General features: G+C 63.2%; 14 protein-coding genes. 11 read left to right on the forward strand and 3 right to left on the reverse strand.

The window, feature by feature from the left end:
- Positions 1 to 62: 62 nt before the first annotated feature.
- On the reverse strand, positions 63 to 2528 hold the full coding sequence (locus tag AC097R_RS00685; protein ID WP_479595643.1) for a beta-mannosidase: 2466 nt from the start codon (positions 2526 to 2528) through the stop codon (positions 63 to 65).
- Between the two features lie 213 nt (positions 2529 to 2741).
- Between AC097R_RS00685 and AC097R_RS00690 the strand changes: the two genes are divergently transcribed.
- From AC097R_RS00690 to AC097R_RS00730, 9 genes are all read left to right on the forward strand, one after another.
- Complete coding sequence (locus AC097R_RS00690) at positions 2742 to 3887, forward strand: LacI family DNA-binding transcriptional regulator (protein ID WP_479595646.1); 1146 nt, start codon at positions 2742 to 2744, stop codon at positions 3885 to 3887.
- 19 nt (positions 3888 to 3906) lie between these two features.
- Positions 3907 to 5301, forward strand: a complete 1395-nt coding sequence (locus AC097R_RS00695) for a GH1 family beta-glucosidase (RefSeq protein ID WP_479595649.1) — start codon at positions 3907 to 3909, stop codon at positions 5299 to 5301.
- A gap of 77 nt (positions 5302 to 5378) precedes the next feature.
- Complete coding sequence (locus AC097R_RS00700; RefSeq protein WP_479595652.1) at positions 5379 to 6605, forward strand: ABC transporter substrate-binding protein; 1227 nt, start codon at positions 5379 to 5381, stop codon at positions 6603 to 6605.
- A gap of 126 nt (positions 6606 to 6731) precedes the next feature.
- The gene (locus AC097R_RS00705) at positions 6732 to 7631 is read left to right on the forward strand and encodes a carbohydrate ABC transporter permease (protein WP_479595654.1); all 900 of its coding nucleotides are present in this window, start codon (positions 6732 to 6734) and stop codon (positions 7629 to 7631) included.
- A 26-nt stretch (positions 7632 to 7657) separates the two neighbouring features.
- Positions 7658 to 8557, forward strand: a complete 900-nt coding sequence (locus AC097R_RS00710) for a carbohydrate ABC transporter permease (RefSeq protein ID WP_479595656.1) — start codon at positions 7658 to 7660, stop codon at positions 8555 to 8557.
- Between the two features lie 36 nt (positions 8558 to 8593).
- Entirely contained in the window at positions 8594 to 9676 is a 1083-nt protein-coding gene (locus AC097R_RS00715; protein ID WP_479595657.1) for an ABC transporter ATP-binding protein, read from the forward strand.
- Positions 9677 to 9706: 30 nt separating this feature from the next.
- Entirely contained in the window at positions 9707 to 10753 is a 1047-nt protein-coding gene (locus tag AC097R_RS00720; RefSeq protein ID WP_479595659.1) for a LacI family DNA-binding transcriptional regulator, read from the forward strand.
- Between the two features lie 7 nt (positions 10754 to 10760).
- The gene (locus tag AC097R_RS00725; protein WP_479595661.1) at positions 10761 to 11834 is read left to right on the forward strand and encodes a Gfo/Idh/MocA family protein; all 1074 of its coding nucleotides are present in this window, start codon (positions 10761 to 10763) and stop codon (positions 11832 to 11834) included.
- 21 nt (positions 11835 to 11855) lie between these two features.
- Positions 11856 to 13184, forward strand: a complete 1329-nt coding sequence (locus AC097R_RS00730; protein WP_479595663.1) for a GH1 family beta-glucosidase — start codon at positions 11856 to 11858, stop codon at positions 13182 to 13184.
- Here the strand turns inward: AC097R_RS00730 and AC097R_RS00735 are convergent.
- Together AC097R_RS00735 and AC097R_RS00740 are read right to left on the reverse strand one after the other, a co-directional pair.
- Positions 13181 to 14215: a LacI family DNA-binding transcriptional regulator gene (locus AC097R_RS00735; RefSeq protein ID WP_479595666.1), complete on the reverse strand. Its 1035-nt coding sequence runs from the start codon at positions 14213 to 14215 to the stop codon at positions 13181 to 13183. The two genes, AC097R_RS00730 and AC097R_RS00735, sit on opposite strands and share 4 nt — an antisense overlap.
- A 50-nt stretch (positions 14216 to 14265) precedes the next feature.
- A complete protein-coding gene (locus tag AC097R_RS00740; RefSeq protein WP_479595668.1) occupies positions 14266 to 15462 on the reverse strand; it encodes an acyl-CoA dehydrogenase in 1197 nt (398 codons plus the stop codon).
- A gap of 202 nt (positions 15463 to 15664) precedes the next feature.
- Here AC097R_RS00740 and AC097R_RS00745 point away from each other — a divergent pair, with 202 nt between their 5' ends.
- Both AC097R_RS00745 and AC097R_RS00750 read left to right on the forward strand, forming a co-directional pair.
- Positions 15665 to 17350, forward strand: coding sequence for a flavin monoamine oxidase family protein (locus AC097R_RS00745; protein WP_479595670.1), 1686 nt, complete (start codon positions 15665 to 15667; stop codon positions 17348 to 17350).
- Positions 17351 to 17355: 5 nt separating this feature from the next.
- On the forward strand, positions 17356 to 18162 hold the full coding sequence (locus AC097R_RS00750; protein ID WP_479595672.1) for a carbon-nitrogen hydrolase family protein: 807 nt from the start codon (positions 17356 to 17358) through the stop codon (positions 18160 to 18162).
- Positions 18163 to 18171 lie beyond the last annotated feature (9 nt).

Here is an 18171-nt window from a genome sequence, read left to right on the forward strand (position 1 = left end):
GTGCTCGCTTCAAAAACAGGAGCGGCCAGCGCCCTGTTTTCGGGGGCTACAGGCCTATTTGCTTAATAACTTTGTGCCAGATGCCGCACCCGCAGGGTGTTCAGGTCCAGCGCCTCGGCCCCCAGCCAGCGCAACTCGCGCACCTGGCCGGGCAGCAGGGTGAGGGCATTGTCCTCAAAACGGCCGGCCGCGGGGGTCTCCAGCCAGACAAAAAAGCTGGTCTGCGGGCTTTGCAGGCGCACGGTGTGGCTGTCCACCAGCGTGACCGTTACCGGGGCGGCGTCCATCGGCGTGTCCTTGTAGGGGCGCACCAGGTGGTCGCGGCAGCCGGTGTGCTGGCCGCTCGCGGTGGTCCAGCGGATCTGCACAAACTCGTCCGCACCTACCTGGGCGTCGTCCTGCACGGTCAGCGTTTGCGCGGCCTCGTGCGTCAGCGCCACGGCGCCGCTCCACAGCGTGCGCGCGGTGCCCGTGTGCACGTGGACTGCCACCACTTGCACCTGCAGGGCTTGGGACACAGGCTCGTCGCTCACCGCCACCACCGCAAAACGACCTTCGCCATCCTGCGGCACGGCCACCACGCTCACCGGCGCGTAGAAGTTACGGGCCAGGTACTGCAGCACCTTCCAGCGGCCGCCGTACTCGATGCTGGACCACGAGGCCACGGGCCAGGTGTCGTTGAGCTGCCAGTAGAGCGTGCCCATGCAGCGCGGTTTCAGCGAGCGCCAGGAGTCGATCGCAGTCTGCATGGCCAGCCCCTGCTGAATTTGCGAGACGTAGGTGAGTTGGTCAAAGTCGCGCGGGAAGCGGAAGTAGCGCGTCAGCGTTTCCACAATGCGCGCATTGCCCCCCTTGTTGCGCTGGTGCACCTCCATCACGCGGGAGGACACATTGCGGTCTGCCGGCTCGGTAAAGCTCTCCACGGTGTACGACGACGGAAAGGACTGGAAACCAAATTCGCTGGCAAAGCGTGGCTTGACGGTGCGGTAGTGCTCGAAGGGCTTGGCAGAGTGCCATACGTCCCAGAAGTGCAGGTCGCCGCGCGTGTCGCAGTGCCAGCCGTCCGCAAAGTCCAGCTCGCCCAACGAGGGTGATGAGGGCCAGAATCGGCGCGCGGGGTCGTGCTCTTCCACGGCCTCGCCCAGTAGGCGGTTCAGGCGGTCGTAGTTCACCAGGTAGCGGTCGCGGTTGGCCTTGGCGGCCTCGTACCAGCCCAGGGCGCCAATGATTTCATTGTCGCCACACCACAGCGCCACGCTGGCGCGGTGCTGCAGGCGGCGTACCTGGTAGGCGGCCTCCTGCTTCACCTCGGCCAGGAAGTCGCGCGTGGACGGGTAGTGCATGCAGGAGAACATGAAGTCCTGCCAGACCATGAGGCCCAGCTCGTCGCACAGGTCGTAGAAGAACTCGGTTTCGTAGTTGCCACCGCCCCAGACGCGAATCATGTTCATGTGGGCATCGCGTGCCGACTGCAGCAGCGGGCGCACTGCGGCTTCGGTGATGCGGCCCGGCAGCGCGTCGGCCGGAATCCAGTTCGCGCCCTTGGCAAACACGTCGCGGCCATTCACGCGCAGCTTCATGGTGGTGCCCACGGCATCGGGCTCGGTCACCAGCTCCACGGTGCGCAGGCCAATGCGGCGCGTGTGCACCACGCCGTCCAGCACCACCTCCAGCGGGTACAGCGCCTGATCGCCCTGCCCGGCGGGCCACCACAGGCGCGGGGCCTTCACCACAAAGGTCTCGCGGTGCTGCGTCTGGCCCGCGGCCAGGGTGACTTGGGTCACCCGTTCTTCGCCGTTGAAGCGCACGACCACATTTGCCACGCCGGCCTGGACCACGTGGGCGTTGACCTCCACCACCACTTCCACGCCCTGGGCACCATGGGTCTGGTGCACGGCAATGTGGTCCACCTGCGCCACGGGCACGCATTGCAGCTGCACCTCGCCATACAGGCCCAGCGGCATGAGGCTCAGGTTCCAGTCCCAGCCCGCAGCGCACTGGGTTTTGCGCAGCAGGTTGATGGGTGCGTGGCGGTCGCCCTGAAAGTCCCAGGGCAGGGGGAAGCGGTGTTCGTCGTGGCGTTTGTTCGCCTCGGCAAAGGCATCGTGCAGCACGATCTGTAACTCATTGGCGCCGCTGCGTAACTGGGCTGTCACGTCCAGCCGGTGGCGGCGGAACTGGTTTTCCAGCGCGGCCACCTTTTCGCCATTGATAAAGACGCTGGCCAGGCAGTCCACCTGGTCCAGGGTCAGCACCCAGCGGCCCACTGCGTCGGCGGGCACTTCAAACGTACGGCGCAACGTCCAGTCACGGTGGGCCACCCACTGCACCACGTGTTCGTTGGCACCAAAGTAGGGGTCCGGGATGGCGCCGTGGACGAGTAGCGCCGAATGGACGTCGCCGGGAATGGTGATCTCACAGGCGTGGCCACCCGCGGCGTCTTGCAGTTGCCAGCGGCCTGCCAAGTCCAGGGTGTGTACGGCGCAGTGCTGCGGGGAGCCCGCCTGGGGAGTGTCAGAACGTGTCATGGTGTGTTTTTCTGGGGTCGGATAGTCCGAATGACTATAAAACTAAAACGTTTTCGTAGTCAATAACAAGCAAGTTACGAGGGTAATCCAGCATTGGCATGCCTTGGAATTTCTTGGAATATGCGATTAATATTCCGTTAATGATTCCATTCGATTACCTCACAAGCTCTCATATACGATAACGTTTTCGGAAAACCTTTCTGCTTTTTAACCATGGTTTCGCTCAAACACCGCCCCACCCTCAAAAGCCTTGCGCTGGGCTTGGGCCTGTCGGTGTCCACCGTGTCCAAGGCGCTAAAGGGGGCCTCCGACGTCGGCGCCCAGACCATCGCGACCGTGCGTCAGGCTGCCAAGGCCGCGGGGTACGAGCCCGACCTGCGCGGCGTCAAGCTGCGCACCGGCCGCACCTTCCTGCTGTACTACCAAAAGGCCGTGGCCCCCATGCAGGATGTGCCCGATGCCATCGTGGCGGCCCAGATCGAAACCATTGCCAGCTGCCTCGCAAGCACGCCCTACCAGTTGCAAATCGTTCCCTGGAACACGGCCACCGAGGACCCGTTGCCCGCCATCCGCCGTATCGTCGAAGGCCGGCTGGCCGATGGCATCGTGCTGGACACCACACAACCGCAGGACCCGCGCGTGCGCTACCTGCTGGAGCACAACTTCCCGTTTGTCACTTTCGGCCGCACCGAGCTGGTGTCTGAACACCCCTATGTGGACGCCGACAACGAGCAAGCCGCCTTTGTGGCCACACAGTACCTGATTGAGCGCGGCCACCGGCGTATTGCCCTGATCAGCCCGCCGCTGGCCTACACCTACGCGTTGCAGCGTCGGCGCGGCTACTGGGCCGCGCTGCAGCAGGCCGGGCTTCCCGCTGACCCTGCCCTGCTGTGCGAAGGCGGGCAAGACGCCCGCCTGGCGCGCACCATGGCCCGGCAGTTGGCCAGTGCGGCGGACGCCCCCACGGGGTTTGTCTGCGCCAATGAGGTGGCCACGCTGGGTGTGATGGCCGGCCTGCGCGATGCTGGCCGCACGCCAGGGAAGGATGTGGAGCTGGTATCCCGTGACGGCGCCTATATCAGCGACTACCTGTTCCCCCCGTTGCCCACGCTATTCCTGGACATTCGCACCGTGGCCAGCACCCTGTGCGACTTCCTGCTGCGCCGTATCCAGGGCGAAGCCGCTGAAACCCTGCAACGCGTTTTGCCATGTGAACTGCGTTACGTGGAGTTACTAAGGGTTAGTTCGGATGAGCTTCCCTACCGGAAGGTGCTCAAATTCAGCTCCACCGCGGAACCGGTTCCAAATTCTGCTGCCCAAGGGAAAAAACGCCCGGCCAGCACCGATTCCGCGCATTAACACCGGAGCCCATTCGACCATGTCAAGCATCCAGACCAGCCCCGCCCCCACTGCGTCCGCGCTGGCCGCGCAAGTAGCGCCCCCTTCTGCGTCCCTTATGTCCCGCCCCGAATTCGTCTGGGGGGTTGCCACGGCGTCCTACCAAATCGAAGGCGCCATCGCCGAAGACGGCCGCCTGCCCAGCATCTGGGACACCTTCTCCGCCACCCCCGGCAAAGTTCTGCACGGCGACACCGGTGACGGCGCCTGCGACCACTACCACCGCTGGGCCGAAGACGTGGACCTGATCGAGTCGCTGGGCGTGGACGCCTACCGCCTCTCCATCGCCTGGCCCCGCGTCATGCATGCCGACGGCACGCCCAACCGCAAGGGTCTGGACTTTTACAAGCGCCTGCTCCAGCGCCTGGCCGACAAGGGCATCCAGCGCTTTGTCACCCTCTACCACTGGGACCTGCCCCAGCACCTGGAAGACCGTGGCGGCTGGTTGAACCGCGACACCGCCTACCGTTTTGCCGAATACGCCGACCTGGTCAGCCGTGAATTCAAGGGCCTGGTCACCGGCTGGGCCACGCTGAACGAACCCTGGTGCTCCGCCTACCTGGGCTATGGCAATGGCCACCACGCCCCCGGCCTGTCCAATGGCCGCTACGCCACCCAGGCCTTGCACCACCTGCTGCTGGCCCATGGCCTGGCACTGCCCGTCCTGCAAGCCAACGACCCCGCTGCCAAACGCGGCATCGTTGCCAACGTGGGCCGCGGCACCACCGACAGCAGCAAAGAAGCCGACATCACCGCCGCACGCCGCTACGAAGTGCAGCACAACGACTGGATCCTGCAGCCGCTGCTCAAGGGCAGCTACCCCGAAGAGCTGTTCAAGCTCTGGCCCGGCACAGAACCCCTGGTGCTGGACGGCGACATGGAGATCATCAGCCGCCCCCTGGACTTCCTGGGCATCAACTACTACTTCCGCTGCAATTTGCACAGCGATGGTGGAACCGGTTTTGTCGACGTTCCACTCGAAGGCGTGGAACGCACCCAGATGGGCTGGGAGGTCTACCCCCAGGGCCTGGAAGAGCTGCTGTGCCGCTTCAAAGACCAGTACGACCGCCTGCCTCCCATCTACATCACCGAAAACGGCATGGCCTCGGATGACCAAGTCATCAACGGTGAAGTGGTGGACGAGCAGCGCATGCGCTTCATGAAGTCCCACTTTGCGGCGGTGAGCCGCGCGATCGACGCCGGTGTGGACGTGCGGGGCTACTTTGCGTGGTCCCTGATGGACAACTTCGAATGGGCCTTCGGCTATGAGCGCCGATTTGGCATCGTGCATGTGGATTACAAAACCCAAGTCCGGACGCTGAAGCACAGCGCCCAGGCTTTCAAAGCGTTCCTGGCCCTCCGTAGGGGGTCTTGATCCGGACCAGCTGATCAATAGCGTTCATCTGGCCGAGTTTTAAACGGGCATGTTGCCCAACATCAGAGGAGACGAGAATGAGTATTTGGAAAAAACATGCCCTGGCAGCTTGCGTAGCCACCATGGGTCTGGTGGGCGTTGCACACGCTCAAAAAGCTGAAGTGATTCACTGGTGGACTTCCGGTGGTGAAGCTGCCGCTATCAAGGAATTCGCAGCGGCCTACACCAAGGCTGGCGGCACTTGGGTGGACACCCCCATTGCTGGCGGCGGCGGCGCAGCAGCCCGTACCGTGATCATTAACCGCACCATCGGTGGCGATCCCCCGATGACTGCCCAGTTCAACTACGGCAAGCAATACGAAGAAATCATCAAGGAAGGTCTGCTGAACAACCTCGATGACGTGGCTGCCAAGGGCAACTGGGACAAGATCCTGCCCGAGAAGATCAAGAGCCAGGTGAAGGTGAACGGCCACTACTACGCTGTGCCCGTGAACTTGCACAACGAAAACTGGATCTGGTACAACAAGGCCGTGTTGGCCAAAGCCGGCGTGACCAAAGACCCAGCAAACCTGGATGAAATCTTTGCTGCCATGGACAAGGTCAAGGCCACGGGCGTGACCGCACTGGCACTGGGTGGACAAGGCTGGCAAGAAAACATCGCTTTCCGCTCCATCCTGATCGCCACCGGCGGCAAGGACCTGTACCTGAAGACCTTGAAAAACAAGGACGTGTCCGGCCCCGGCTTCCTCAAGGCTGTGGAAAACTTCAAGAAGCTGAAGTCCTACATCGATCCAGGTTCTCCTGGCCGCGATTGGAACTTGGCCACCGGCATGGTGATCGACGGCAAGGCTGGCTTCCAGCTGATGGGTGACTGGGCCAAGGGCGAGTTCATCAACGCCAACAAGACCGCCGGCAAGGAATTCGGTTGCTTCATGGCTGGTGGCGCCAATAGCCCTTACTCCATTGGTGGCGACGTGTTCGTGTTCCCACGCAACAAGGCTGCGGGCAGTGCTGAAACCCAGAAGAAACTGGCTGAGATGATGATCTCTCCAGCGATTCAAGTGGCGTTCAACAACAAGAAGGGCTCCATCCCCATCCGTACAGACGTTGACCTGAGTGGTGTGGACATCTGCGCTGCGGGTGGTGTGAAGGCCGTGAAAGAAAACCGTCTGATCGAAGGCATTGACGACCTGCTGTCGCCTGACGTCAAGGGTGCATTTGAAGACGCCATCAGCAAGTTCTGGAACTCCAACCAGTCCGCTGAAGACGCCGTCAAGTCCGTTGCAGCGGCTCTGAAGCTGTAAGGTGCCTGTGATCGGGGCGCTGCACACTGGCGTGCAATGACCCCGATCTTTTCCTTTTTCGATAAAGTTCGGCCGGGTGGGCAGTGTTTGCCTGGCTGAACTGTTGCTTGACTAGAGATTTACACCATGGCACGAAGTTCACGCCCACGACGCATCAACCTGGCTTTGAATGCCGCCCTGTTGCCGCTGGCCATTACCACCCTGTTGGCCTACATTGGCTCAGTGCTGTGGAGTATCCGGATTTCGTTTTCCACGTCCAGAATGCTGCCCAAGGACGACTGGGCCGGCTTCGCGCAATTCGAACGCTTATTCAATACCGACCGCTGGATGGTGTCCCTGCAGCACATGGGCATTCTCGCCGTGGTCTACATCGGCGGCGTCATCGTGCTGGGCACCTTGATGGCCATCTTCATTGACCAGCGCGTCAAGGCCGAAAGCTGGTTCCGCACGATTTTTCTGTACCCCTTCGCCATGAGCTTTGTGGTCACCGGCTTGATCTGGCAATGGCTGTTCAACCCCGGTCTGGGCTTGCAGCACGCCTTTCGCGAGTTGGGATGGGAATCCTTCACCTTTGACTGGACCACCCGGCAAGACCTAGTGATCTACGCGGTTGGCGTGGCCATGGTCTGGCAAGGCTCTGGCACCACCATGGCCATCATCCTGGCCGCCCTGCGCGGCGTGGACGAAGAGCAATGGAAAGCCGCCCAGCTCGAAGGCGTATCCAAGCCCCGCTATTACTTCAGCATCGTGCTGCCGCAAATTGGCCCTGCCTTTGCCACCTCCTTTGTGCTGCTGGCGGTAGCGCTGGTTCGGACCTTCGACATCGTGGCCATCATGACCCACGGTGGCCCAGGTGACGCCAGCGAGGTGCCCGCCAAGTTCATCATTGACCATTTGTTTGAACGCAACAACATTGCCTTGGCGTCGGCCGCTTCTGTGGTCATGCTGATCACGGTGTTCACCGTGCTGACACCGATGCTGTACTGGCGCTCCAAAGTCCAGGCCCGCCTGAACGCAGGCCATTGACGCCGGCCAACGAAAGACCACTCTCCATGAATTCAACCGTCTCTCTGCCGCCCAAGGCGGCACGTCCCCGCCGCAGTGCCTTCACGCCTGCCCGCCTGGGGGTATATGCCTTCCTGATCAGCGTATCCGCCTTTTTTCTGCTGCCCCTGTACGTGATGGTCATCACGTCCCTCAAAACCGGGCCTGAAGTCCGCGAGGCCCTCCTCTTCGCCTGGCCCCGTGATCCCCAGTTCGGCAACTGGGTGGAAGCCTGGTCCACCGCCTGTATCTCTGTGGCCTGCGAAGGTATCCAGGGCGGCTTTTGGAACTCGGTGCGGCTAGCCGTACCCGCAACGATCCTGTCCGTATTTCTGGGGGCCCTCAACGGCTACGCCCTCAGCTTCTGGCGCTCCAAGTGGGGCGACCTGCTGTTCGCGATCTTGATGCTCGGTGCGTTCGTGCCCTTCCAGGTCATGATCTATCCGCTGGTGTCCTGGTTCCGCATGGGGGGCTTCTACAACACCTACTGGGCCATTTTGCTGGTGCACTGCATCTTCGGCATGCCTGTGCTGACCTTGCTGTTTCGCAACTACTACGTCTCGGTTCCGCAAGAGTTGTTCAAGGCAGCGCGCATTGATGGCGGCGGTTTCTGGCGCATCTTTTTGCAGCTGATGTTGCCCATGGCCACACCCATGTTGATCGTGGCAACCATCCTGCAAGTGACCGGCATCTGGAACGACTACCTGTTCGGCCTGATCTTCGCGGGCAAGGACAACTACCCGATGACGGTGCAACTCAACAACCTGGTGAACACCACGTTTGGCGAGCGCCGCTACCACATCGATATGGCGGCCACCATCCTGACGTCGCTGGTACCCCTGGCCATCTACTTCTTCTCTGGCCGCTGGTTCGTCCGTGGCATTGCCGCCGGCGCCGTCAAGGGCTGACCTTCTCTTCCATTCCACCAAAATAAAGAACTCATCATGGCCAGCGTCCATATCAAAGATCTCGATATCGTCTTGGGGGGCAACAGCATCCTCAAATCCATGAACCTGGAAGTCAAGGAAGGCGAATTCCTCGTACTGCTTGGCCCCTCGGGCTGTGGCAAGTCCACCCTGCTGCACTCGGTTGCCGGCTTTTACGACGTCAACGATGGCCAGATCATCATTGGCGACAAAGACGTCACCTGGGCCGATCCCAAGGACCGCGACATCGGCATGGTGTTTCAGTCTTACGCGCTCTACCCCACCATGAACGTGGAACGCAATATGTCCTTCGGGCTGCGCGTGGCACGTGTGGACAAGGCAGAAATTGAAAAACGCGTGAACCGCGCTGCCGAGATGCTGCAGCTCAAAGACCTGCTCAAGCGCCGCCCCTCGCAGCTCTCCGGGGGTCAGCGTCAGCGCGTGGCGATTGGCCGAGCCTTGGTGCGCGACGCCAAGGTGTTTTTGTTTGACGAGCCCCTGTCGAACCTGGACGCCAAGCTGCGCGCCGAACTGCGCCGTGAACTCAAGGAACTGCACCAGAACCTGAGCGCCACGATGATTTACGTGACCCACGACCAGGTCGAGGCCATGACCCTGGCCGACCGCATCGCGGTGATGCGCTTTGGCAAGATCCAACAGATCGACACGCCTGCCATGGTCTATGGCCAGCCTACCAACGTGTTTGTGGCGGGCTTCTTGGGCTCCCCCAGCATGAACTTCATCAAGGGCAGCCTGGATGTCGCAGGTGGCCGCACCACCGTGCGCGCCGGCGACTTTGCCTTGGACGTGTCAGCCTACCCTTTCAAGGCCGCCTCGCAGCATGGTCAGGACGTCATCTTGGGTATCCGCCCCGAGCACATCCAGCTCGTGTCTGACGGCACTGCGGGTGCAGTCACCGGCAAGGTCAAACTGGTCGAGCCCATGGGTGCCCACCAGATCCTGTGGGTGGATTGCCATGGCCAGACGCTCAGCATCCATACCGAAAGTTCCACGCAGTACCAGGTCGGCGGCGCCCTGAACCTGTCTGTGGACTGCGCCCGTGCGTCCATCTTCCAGGGTGACGGAGAGAGCCGCCTGTAAGGGCAGTAAGGGACATCCACCGCACACGCGATGGCAACCATCAAAGACGTCGCCAAACTGGCTCAGGTTGGCGTAGGTACCGCGTCCCGCGCCATTTCTGGCCGCGGTGGCGTGTCCCCTGACGCCTTGGGCCGGGTGCAAAAGGCCATCCAGCAACTGGGCTTTCGCCCGTCCAATGTGGCGCGCGCGCTGTCGCTCAAAAGTCTGGGCATGCTGGGCGTGTATGTGCCCTTGTTTGAAGGCTCGTTCTACTCTCCCATCCTGCAGGCGATTGACCGCGAACTGCGTGCGGTAGACCGGCACATGGTGGCCGCCAACGCCTGCGGCCAGGGTGACGAGCGGCAGAAGGCGCTGCAAGGCGTGGACTTCCTGATGCAGCGCCAGTGCGATGGCGTGTTCATTCTCAGCAACGACTTGCTGGAGAGCGATCTGGCCGACCTGTACCGGCGCCATCCGCGCCTGGTCTTGCTCAACCGCAACAGCCCAACGCTGGGCGCGCACGCCTTCAGCGCCGACCACGAACATGCGGGGCGCCTGGCCGCCATGGCCCTGCTGTCCCATGGGCACCGCGAGATTGCCGTCATTCAGGGCCACCGCGATGCCCCCGACAACCACGACCGCATGCGCGGTTTCCATGCAGAACTGGCACGGCATGGCGTACAGGTCAGGCCCCAGCATCTGGTGGACGGCACCTTCAGCTTTGTGTCTGGCTACGCGGGTGCAGAGCAGTTGCTGTCGCAGCACGACCAAAGTTACACCGCCGTGTTCTGCGCCAACGATGTGATGGCCATGGCCGCAATTTCGCGCTTTCTGCAGGCGGGTCGCAAGGTGCCGCATGATGTGTCCGTGGTCGGTTACGACGACACCGACATTGCGGCCTACACCGCGCCGACGCTAACCACGGTGCGCATTCCGATGGACAAGGTCACCACCAATGCCTGCCGCTTTTTGCTGAACATGTGCTACGCGCTGAACTTGCCGGTGGAGCGCGACTTTGCGGCCCACGTGGTGTGGCGCGCATCGGTCGGCCCCGGGCCGCACCGGCCGCTGGACTTGACCACGGTAGTCCGCGGCTGAGCACCCCATGACCCTGGCACTTGGCATAGTGGGCGTCGGGAATATCTTCCCGGCCTACCTGCGCACCCTGCAGCGCAGTCGGCAATTCCGCCTCGTGGGCTTAGCCGATGGCGGCTCCGGAGCAAACGCGCAGCGCCGGGCCCAGGAGTTTGGCCTGCGCGCCATGTCACTGGATGCGCTGCTGGAGAGCGAGGCCGACATCATCCTCAGCCTGACGCCACCCGTGGCCCACCATGCCATCGGCATGCGGGCGCTGCAGGCGGGCAAACATTTCTACACCGAGAAACCACTGGCTGCCACGTTTGCCGAGGGGCAAGAACTGGCGGCACTGGCCGCCCGGCAGCAGCTGCGCCTGGGCAGCGCGCCCGACACGTTTTTTGGCGCTGCGGCGCAGACGGTGCGTGCGTTGGTCGACGCAGGCACCGTCGGGCGCATTCGCCACGGTACGGCCCATTTCATGGCGGCCGGACCCGACGAATGGCACCCCAGCCCCGCGTTCTTCTACCAGCCTGGCGCAGGACCGTTGCTGGATGTGGGCGTGTACTACCTCACGCATCTGGTGCATCACTTGGGTCCGGTGGCGCAGGTCAGCGGCACGGCCCACACCACCCACACCGAGCGGCGGATTGCCTCGGGCCCCAATGCCGGCAAAACGCTGCGCGTGGAAGTGCCCACCCACATCGTCACCCAGCTCGCATTTACCAGCGGTACCCAGGTGGTGCTGACCAGCAGCTTCGACGTCTGGAAGCACGCCCACCAGCCCATGGAGTTCTATGGAGATGAGGGCAGCATCCTGTTGCCCGACCCCAACCGCTTCGGCGGCACCGTCAAGTCGGCCCAGCGCGAAGGCCCGTGGCTGCGCGCCATTGGCAAGCGCCCTTACACCACCAATGTGCGCGGTGTGGGGCTCATCGACATGGCTCAATCCATGCAGGCCGGACGGCCCCACCGCTGTAGCGCAGAACTGGCGCTGCATGTGCTGGAAGTCATGGAGCGCGCTCTCGATGCTGCACACGCCGGCCAAACCTTGCAACTCACCACCACCTGCGAACGGCCAGCACCGCTCATTGCGGCGCTGTAGCCCGTCCCCTCAATAACCCCCATGAAATTTCCATCCCACTTCCACTTCGGCGCCTCCACCTCGGCCTACCAAATTGAAGGCGCCGTCAACGAGGACGGCCGCCTGCCCAGCATTTGGGACGAGTTTGCCCACAAGAGCGGGCGTATCAAGGACGGCAGCAATGGTGATGTGGCCTGTGACCACTACCACCGCTGGCGCGAGGATGTGGACCTGATCCACGCGCTGGGCCACAACGCCTACCGTTTCTCGATTGCCTGGCCGCGCGTGATACCCCAGGGCCGCGGTGCCGTGAATGCCAAGGGCCTGGACTTTTACGACCGCCTGGTGGACCGCCTGCTGGAAAACGGCATTGCGCCCTATGCCACGCTCTACCACTGGGATCTGCCCATGGGCCTGCACACCCAAGGCGGATGGCTGAACCGCGACACCTGCCACGCCTTTGCCGACTACGCTGCCGTCGTGGCCCATCGCCTGGGCGACCGTGTCTATGGCTACGCCACCTTCAATGAACCCCGCTGCTCCGCCACCGTGGGCTACCTCGAAGGCCGCCACGCGCCCGGCGAGATGGACCAGGCCAAGGCCCTGCAGGTCGCCCACCACCTGATGCTGGCCCATGGCTTGGGCATGCAGGCCCTGCGCGCCAACACCAGCAAAGCCCGACTAGGCGTAGTGCTGGACGTGAAGCCGTATCACACGGCGGATGACACCGCCGCCTCCCGCCAGGCAGCGCACAACGCCTACGGTGTGTTCAACCGCTGGTTCATGGACCCGATGTTTCTGGGCCACTACCCGCAAGACATCTGGAACGGATATGGCGCCGCCGTGCCCGTGGTGCACGAAGGCGACCTGGCCACCATCTGCCAGCCCATTGATTCCTTGGGCATCAACTATTACTCGCGCGGCCATGTGGAGCACAGCGATGCCAAGGCGTTCCCCCATGCGGCCGAAGTGCGCTGCGCCACGTCTGCGTTCTCGGACATGGGCTGGGAGATCTGGCCCGACGGCCTGCGCGAGATGCTGGTACGCATCCACCAAGACTACCGCGTGCCCGACATCTACATTGCCGAGAACGGCACCGCCATGGACGATGTGCTGGAGAACGGCCAGGTGCATGACCCGGTACGGCGCGACTACCTCCAGTCCCACATTGCCGCTGTGGCCCAGGCGCGCGAGGCCGGAGTGCCGATCAGTGCCTACCTGGCCTGGTCACTGCTGGACAACTACGAGTGGGGCCACGGCTACACGCGCCGCTTTGGCATTTGCTATGTGGACTACGCCACACAGCAGCGCATTCCCAAAAGCAGCGCGCTGTGGCTGCGCGACTTCATCGCACAGCAACCTGCCCGCTAGGCAGTGGGCGGCGCCTGCGTGGTCTGGCGCACCATGAACTGCAACGGTGGCACCTGCACGGCCTCACTGGGGTAGCCCATCATCTCCAGCAAGGTGTGGGCCGCGTACAGGCCCACTTCGTACACCGGTTGGCGCACGCTGGTCAGCGGCGGCGTTGTATAGCTGCACAGGGGCAGGTCGTCAAAGCCCACCAGCGATACGTCTTCGGGCACGCGAATTCCGCGCTGGTACAGCGCCAGGCGCGCACCGACAGCCGACTCGTCATTGGCACAAAAGATCGCGGTGAACGGCTCGCCGCTGTCCAGCAACTTTTGTGCGGCCAGGTAGCCGCCTTGGTCCGTGAAGTTGCCCCGCACCACGCAGCGCGGGTTGGGTACCACGCCGGCTTCTTCGTGCGCCTGCAAATAGCCCAGGTAGCGCTGCCGCGCATCGGGCCGATCTTCGGCACCCGCCATGTGGGCAATGCGCGTGTGGCCCAGGGCCAGCAGGTGCTGTGTGGCCAGGTAGCCACCCCGCTTCTGGTCCAGGTTGATGGAGCGCACGTTCGGGCCTTCCAGCTGCCGCTCGGTGATAACCACAGGGCGCTGTTGTGACACGGCCAACACCTCGCTGTCGGCAATGTTGCCGGTCAGGATGATGAGGCCATCCACACGCCGTGAGGCCAGCAGCTTCAGACTGGCCACGTCGGCCTCGGCGTTCCAGTGGCCGCTCACGATGATGGGGGAATGGCCACTGTTCTGCAGGCCCATCTCGATGCCCTTGAGGGCGCGGGAATAAAACTGGCTTTCAATCGCCTGCGTGAGCACGCCCACCGTCATGGTGATGCCGGTCTTCAGGCTGCGTGCAAACAGATTGGGTTTGAAATGGAGGCGGCGAATGGCCTCTTCCACCGCCTCGCGTTTCTCTGGCGCTACCTTGGCTGTGCCGTTCAGAATGCGCGACACCGTGCTGGCTGACACCCCTGCCGCGCGCGCCACATCGACCAGGGTGACTGGCCCGGTGGGTGTGGGTGTGTCTGTGGGGGATGCCATTACCCCAACGAGTTTATGCGATGCCCCTGCGCTGCGGCAGGCCAGAAACCTCAGTTGGCGAAGGCGGCAATGCCGGTCTGCGCGCGGCCCAAAATCAGTGCGTGGATGTCGTGCGTGCCCTCGTAGGTGTTCACCACTTCCAGGTTCACCAGGTGGCGCGCCACACCAAACTCGTCGCTGATGCCGTTGCCGCCCATCATGTCGCGCGCCAGGCGCGCAATGTCCAGCGCCTTGCCGCAGCTGTTGCGCTTCAGGATGGAGGTAATCTCCACCGACGCTGTGCCTTCGTCCTTCATGCGACCCAGGCGCAGGCAGCCCTGCAAGCCCAATGCAATTTCGGTTTGCATGTCGGCCAGCTTCTTCTGGATCAGCTGGTTGGCCGCGAGGGGGCGACCAAACTGCTTGCGGTCCATCGTGTACTGGCGCGAGCGGAACCAGCAGTCTTCGGCCGCACCCAGCGCACCCCAGGCGATGCCGTAGCGTGCGCTGTTCAGGCAGGTGAAGGGGCCTTTGAGGCCCTGCACCTCAGGGAAGGCGTTGTCTTCGGGGCAGAACACACCGTCCATCACGATCTCACCGGTGATGGATGCGCGCAGGCCCACCTTGCCGTGGATGGCGGGGGCACTCAAGCCAGCCATGCCTTTTTCCAGCACAAAACCGCGGATGGGGCCGACCTTGCCACCCTCGCTCACCTCTTTGGCCCAGACCACAAACACGTCGGCAATGGGGCTGTTGCTGATCCACATCTTGCTGCCACTCAGCTTGTAGCCGCCCGCCACTTTGTGGGCGCGTGTGGCCATGCTGCCGGGGTCGGAACCGTGGTCAGGTTCGGTCAGCCCAAAGCAGCCGATGTATTCGCCCGTGGCCAGCTTGGGCAGGTACTTCTGTTTTTGTGCCTCGGTGCCAAATTCAAAGATGGGCACCATCACCAGACTGCTCTGCACACTCATCATGCTGCGGTAGCCGCTGTCCACGCGCTCCACTTCGCGCGCAATCAGGCCGTAGGCCACGTAGTTCAGGCCGGGACCGCCGTACTGCTCGGGAATCGTCGGGCCCAGCAGACCGAGTTCGCCCATCTCCCGAAAGATCGCGGGATCGGTGCTGCCTTCACGGAAAGCCTGGGTCACACGCGGCAACAGCTTGTCCTGACAGTAGGCCGCCGCGGCATCGCGCACCATGCGCTCGTCGTCGCTGAGCTGGCTGTCCAGCAAAAAGGGGTCTTGCCAGTTGAATGCGGCGTGCGGCATGAGAGGGCTCCAAGCGGTAATCGGGATGGCTATGGTAGCCCGTGAGCCCCGTTCACACAATCAAGGCTTTTGCACCCAGGTATGCGTGCGTTGCATTTTTAATCCTCCTGTGCGCATGGCTTTAACCAAGACATCCAATCGACTATCTTGCGATTCACGCATGCCTATGCCATAGTGTGTTTTTGTTTCGGGGCTTCTTGCCATGGGTCACACCACCTCCGCCACCGCGCCCGGCACGCGCCCACCGGTGACCATTTTTGGGCCGGATTTTCCCTTCGCGTTTGACGACTGGATTGCCCACCCTGCGGGCCTGGGCCAGTTGCCCGCCGCGCGCCTGGGCGAAGAAGTGGCCATTGTGGGCGCCGGCATGGCGGGCATGGTCGCGGCCTACGAACTTATGAAGCTGGGTCTCAAGCCGGTGATCTACGAGGCCTCCAAAATGGGTGGCCGCCTGCGCTCGCAAATTTTTGAGGGCACAAAAGCCACCGTGGCGGAGCTGGGGGGCATGCGCTTTCCGGTCTCGGGCACGGCCTTCTACCACTACGTCCATCAACTGGGCCTGCAGACGCGCCCCTTCCCCAACCCGCTGACACCCGCATCGGGTAGCACGGTGATTGATCTGGAGGGCGAGACGCACTACGCCCAATCGCTGGCCGACCTGCCCGCCGTGTTCCGCGAGGTGGCCGAGGCCTGGACCCAGGCGCTGGAAGACGATGCCCGCTTTGCCGACATGCAGGACGCCATTCGCACACGCGATGTGCCCACACTCAAACGCCTGTGGAACACGCTGGTGCCGCTGTGGGACGACCGCACGTTTTACGACTTCATTGCCAGTTCCCAAGCGTTTTCCAGTTTGTCGTTCCGGCACCGCGAGGTCTTTGGCCAGGTTGGCTTTGGCACGGGCGGTTGGGACTCGGACTTCCCCAACTCCATGCTTGAAATCTTGCGCGTGGTGCTGACCAACTGCGACGATGCGCAACGCCTCATTGTGGGCGGTGCGGACCAGGTGCCGCACGGGCTGTGGCGCCACGCGCCGACCCAGCTGGCGCACTGGCCGCATGGCACTACGCTGGAAAGCCTGCACGCCGGAGCTACGCGCGCCGGGGTGGCCAGCATTGCACGCGCCGCAGATGGCCGCCTGGCCGTGACCGACTGCTGGGGCGACACACGCCACTACAGCGCCGTGTTGACCACCTGCCAAAGCTGGCTGCTGACCACGCAGATTGCGGTGGAGGAGTCGCTGTTCTCGCAAAAGATGTGGATGGCGCTGGACCGCACGCGCTACATGCAATCCAGCAAAACCTTTGTGATGGTGGACCGCCCGTTCTGGAAAGACAAAGACCCCGAGACCGGCCGCGATGTGATGAGCATGACGCTGACCGACCGGCTCACGCGTGGCACCTACCTGTTTGACAACGGCCCAGACCAGCCTGCGGTGATCTGCCTGTCGTACGCCTGGATGGGCGACGCGCTCAAGATGCTGCCGCAGTCACCTGAGAAGCGCGTGAAGCTTGCCCTGCAGGCACTCAAGAAGATCTACCCCAAGGTGGACATTGCCGGCCACATCATTGGCGACCCCATTTGCGTGTCGTGGGAGGCCGACCCGTTTTTTCTGGGTGCCTTCAAGGGTGCGCTGCCCGGTCACTATCGCTACAACCAGCGCATGTATGCGCACTTCATGCAGGACGCGTTTCCCGCCGAACAGAAAGGCCTGTTCATTGCCGGCGACGATGTGTCATGGACGCCCGCTTGGGTGGAGGGCGCGGTGCAAACCTCGCTGAACGCGGTGTGGGGCATCGTCCACCACCTGGGTGGCCACACCCACGCCAGCAACCCCGGCCCCGGCGACGTGTTTCCCACGCTGGGCCCCATGGCCCTGCCGGACTGAACGCCATGCGCACGCCCCTGACCCTGGCCCTGTTGCAATGCGCACCCGCGCCGCTCGACGTGGAGGGGAACCTGCTGCGCCTGGACCGGGCCGCGGAACAAGCCGCCGCAGCCGGCGCGCAAGTGCTGGTGTGCCCCGAGATGTTTGTCACCGGCTACGCCATCGGGGCGACGGCAGTGCAGCAGTTGGCCCAGCCATCCGACGGCGCCTGGGCCCAGGCCGTGTCCGCCAGCGCACAACGCCATGGCGTAGCCGTGGTCTATGGCTACCCAGAGCGGGACGCGGGCGGCGCGGTGTTCAACACCGCGCAGTGGATCAGCGCGCAAGGCCAGCGCTGCCTGAACTACCGCAAGACCTATTTGTTTGGCGCGTTGGACCGGGGCCAGTTTGCAGCCGGCACACCGGGCGCCGCCACTTTTGCGCTGCAGGGTTGGACCATTGGCCTGCTGATTTGCTACGACGTGGAGTTTCCCGAGACCACGCGCCGCCTGGCACTCGCCGGAGCCGACCTGATCGTGGTGCCCACGGCCAATATGCCGGAGTTCGACTTTGTGGCCCAGTCCCTGGTGCCCGTGCGCGCGTATGAGAACCAGCTGTATGTGGCCTATGCCAATTACATAGGTGCCGAGGGCGATGTGCGCTACGGCGGCCTGAGCCTGCTGGCCGCGCCCGATGGCCAGGTCGTGGCTCAGGCGGACCGGCAGGCTACTCTGCTCATTGCCACGCTGGACGATGCACGCCTGACCGCCGCCCGCGCGGCGGCGCACCACGTGCGCGACGCCGCAGCACTGCACCCGACCCACGCACCCTGACGCCTGCCC

The organism is Rhodoferax sp. ZS1R25 (assembly GCF_056521335.1).

Bases quoted from the DNA above. Each gene is read 5' to 3' on its own strand.
- AC097R_RS00685 (WP_479595643.1), bottom strand. From the start codon at position 2,528: ATGACACGTTCTGACACTCCCCAGGCGGGCTCCCCGCAGCACTGCGCC.
- AC097R_RS00690 (WP_479595646.1), top strand. From the start codon at position 2,742: ATGGTTTCGCTCAAACACCGCCCCACCCTCAAAAGCCTTGCGCTGGGC.
- AC097R_RS00695 (WP_479595649.1), top strand. From the start codon at position 3,907: ATGTCAAGCATCCAGACCAGCCCCGCCCCCACTGCGTCCGCGCTGGCC.
- AC097R_RS00700 (WP_479595652.1), top strand. From the start codon at position 5,379: ATGAGTATTTGGAAAAAACATGCCCTGGCAGCTTGCGTAGCCACCATG.
- AC097R_RS00705 (WP_479595654.1), top strand. From the start codon at position 6,732: ATGGCACGAAGTTCACGCCCACGACGCATCAACCTGGCTTTGAATGCC.
- AC097R_RS00710 (WP_479595656.1), top strand. From the start codon at position 7,658: ATGAATTCAACCGTCTCTCTGCCGCCCAAGGCGGCACGTCCCCGCCGC.
- AC097R_RS00715 (WP_479595657.1), top strand. From the start codon at position 8,594: ATGGCCAGCGTCCATATCAAAGATCTCGATATCGTCTTGGGGGGCAAC.
- AC097R_RS00720 (WP_479595659.1), top strand. From the start codon at position 9,707: ATGGCAACCATCAAAGACGTCGCCAAACTGGCTCAGGTTGGCGTAGGT.
- AC097R_RS00725 (WP_479595661.1), top strand. From the start codon at position 10,761: ATGACCCTGGCACTTGGCATAGTGGGCGTCGGGAATATCTTCCCGGCC.
- AC097R_RS00730 (WP_479595663.1), top strand. From the start codon at position 11,856: ATGAAATTTCCATCCCACTTCCACTTCGGCGCCTCCACCTCGGCCTAC.
- AC097R_RS00735 (WP_479595666.1), bottom strand. From the start codon at position 14,215: ATGGCATCCCCCACAGACACACCCACACCCACCGGGCCAGTCACCCTG.
- AC097R_RS00740 (WP_479595668.1), bottom strand. From the start codon at position 15,462: ATGCCGCACGCCGCATTCAACTGGCAAGACCCCTTTTTGCTGGACAGC.
- AC097R_RS00745 (WP_479595670.1), top strand. From the start codon at position 15,665: ATGGGTCACACCACCTCCGCCACCGCGCCCGGCACGCGCCCACCGGTG.
- AC097R_RS00750 (WP_479595672.1), top strand. From the start codon at position 17,356: ATGCGCACGCCCCTGACCCTGGCCCTGTTGCAATGCGCACCCGCGCCG.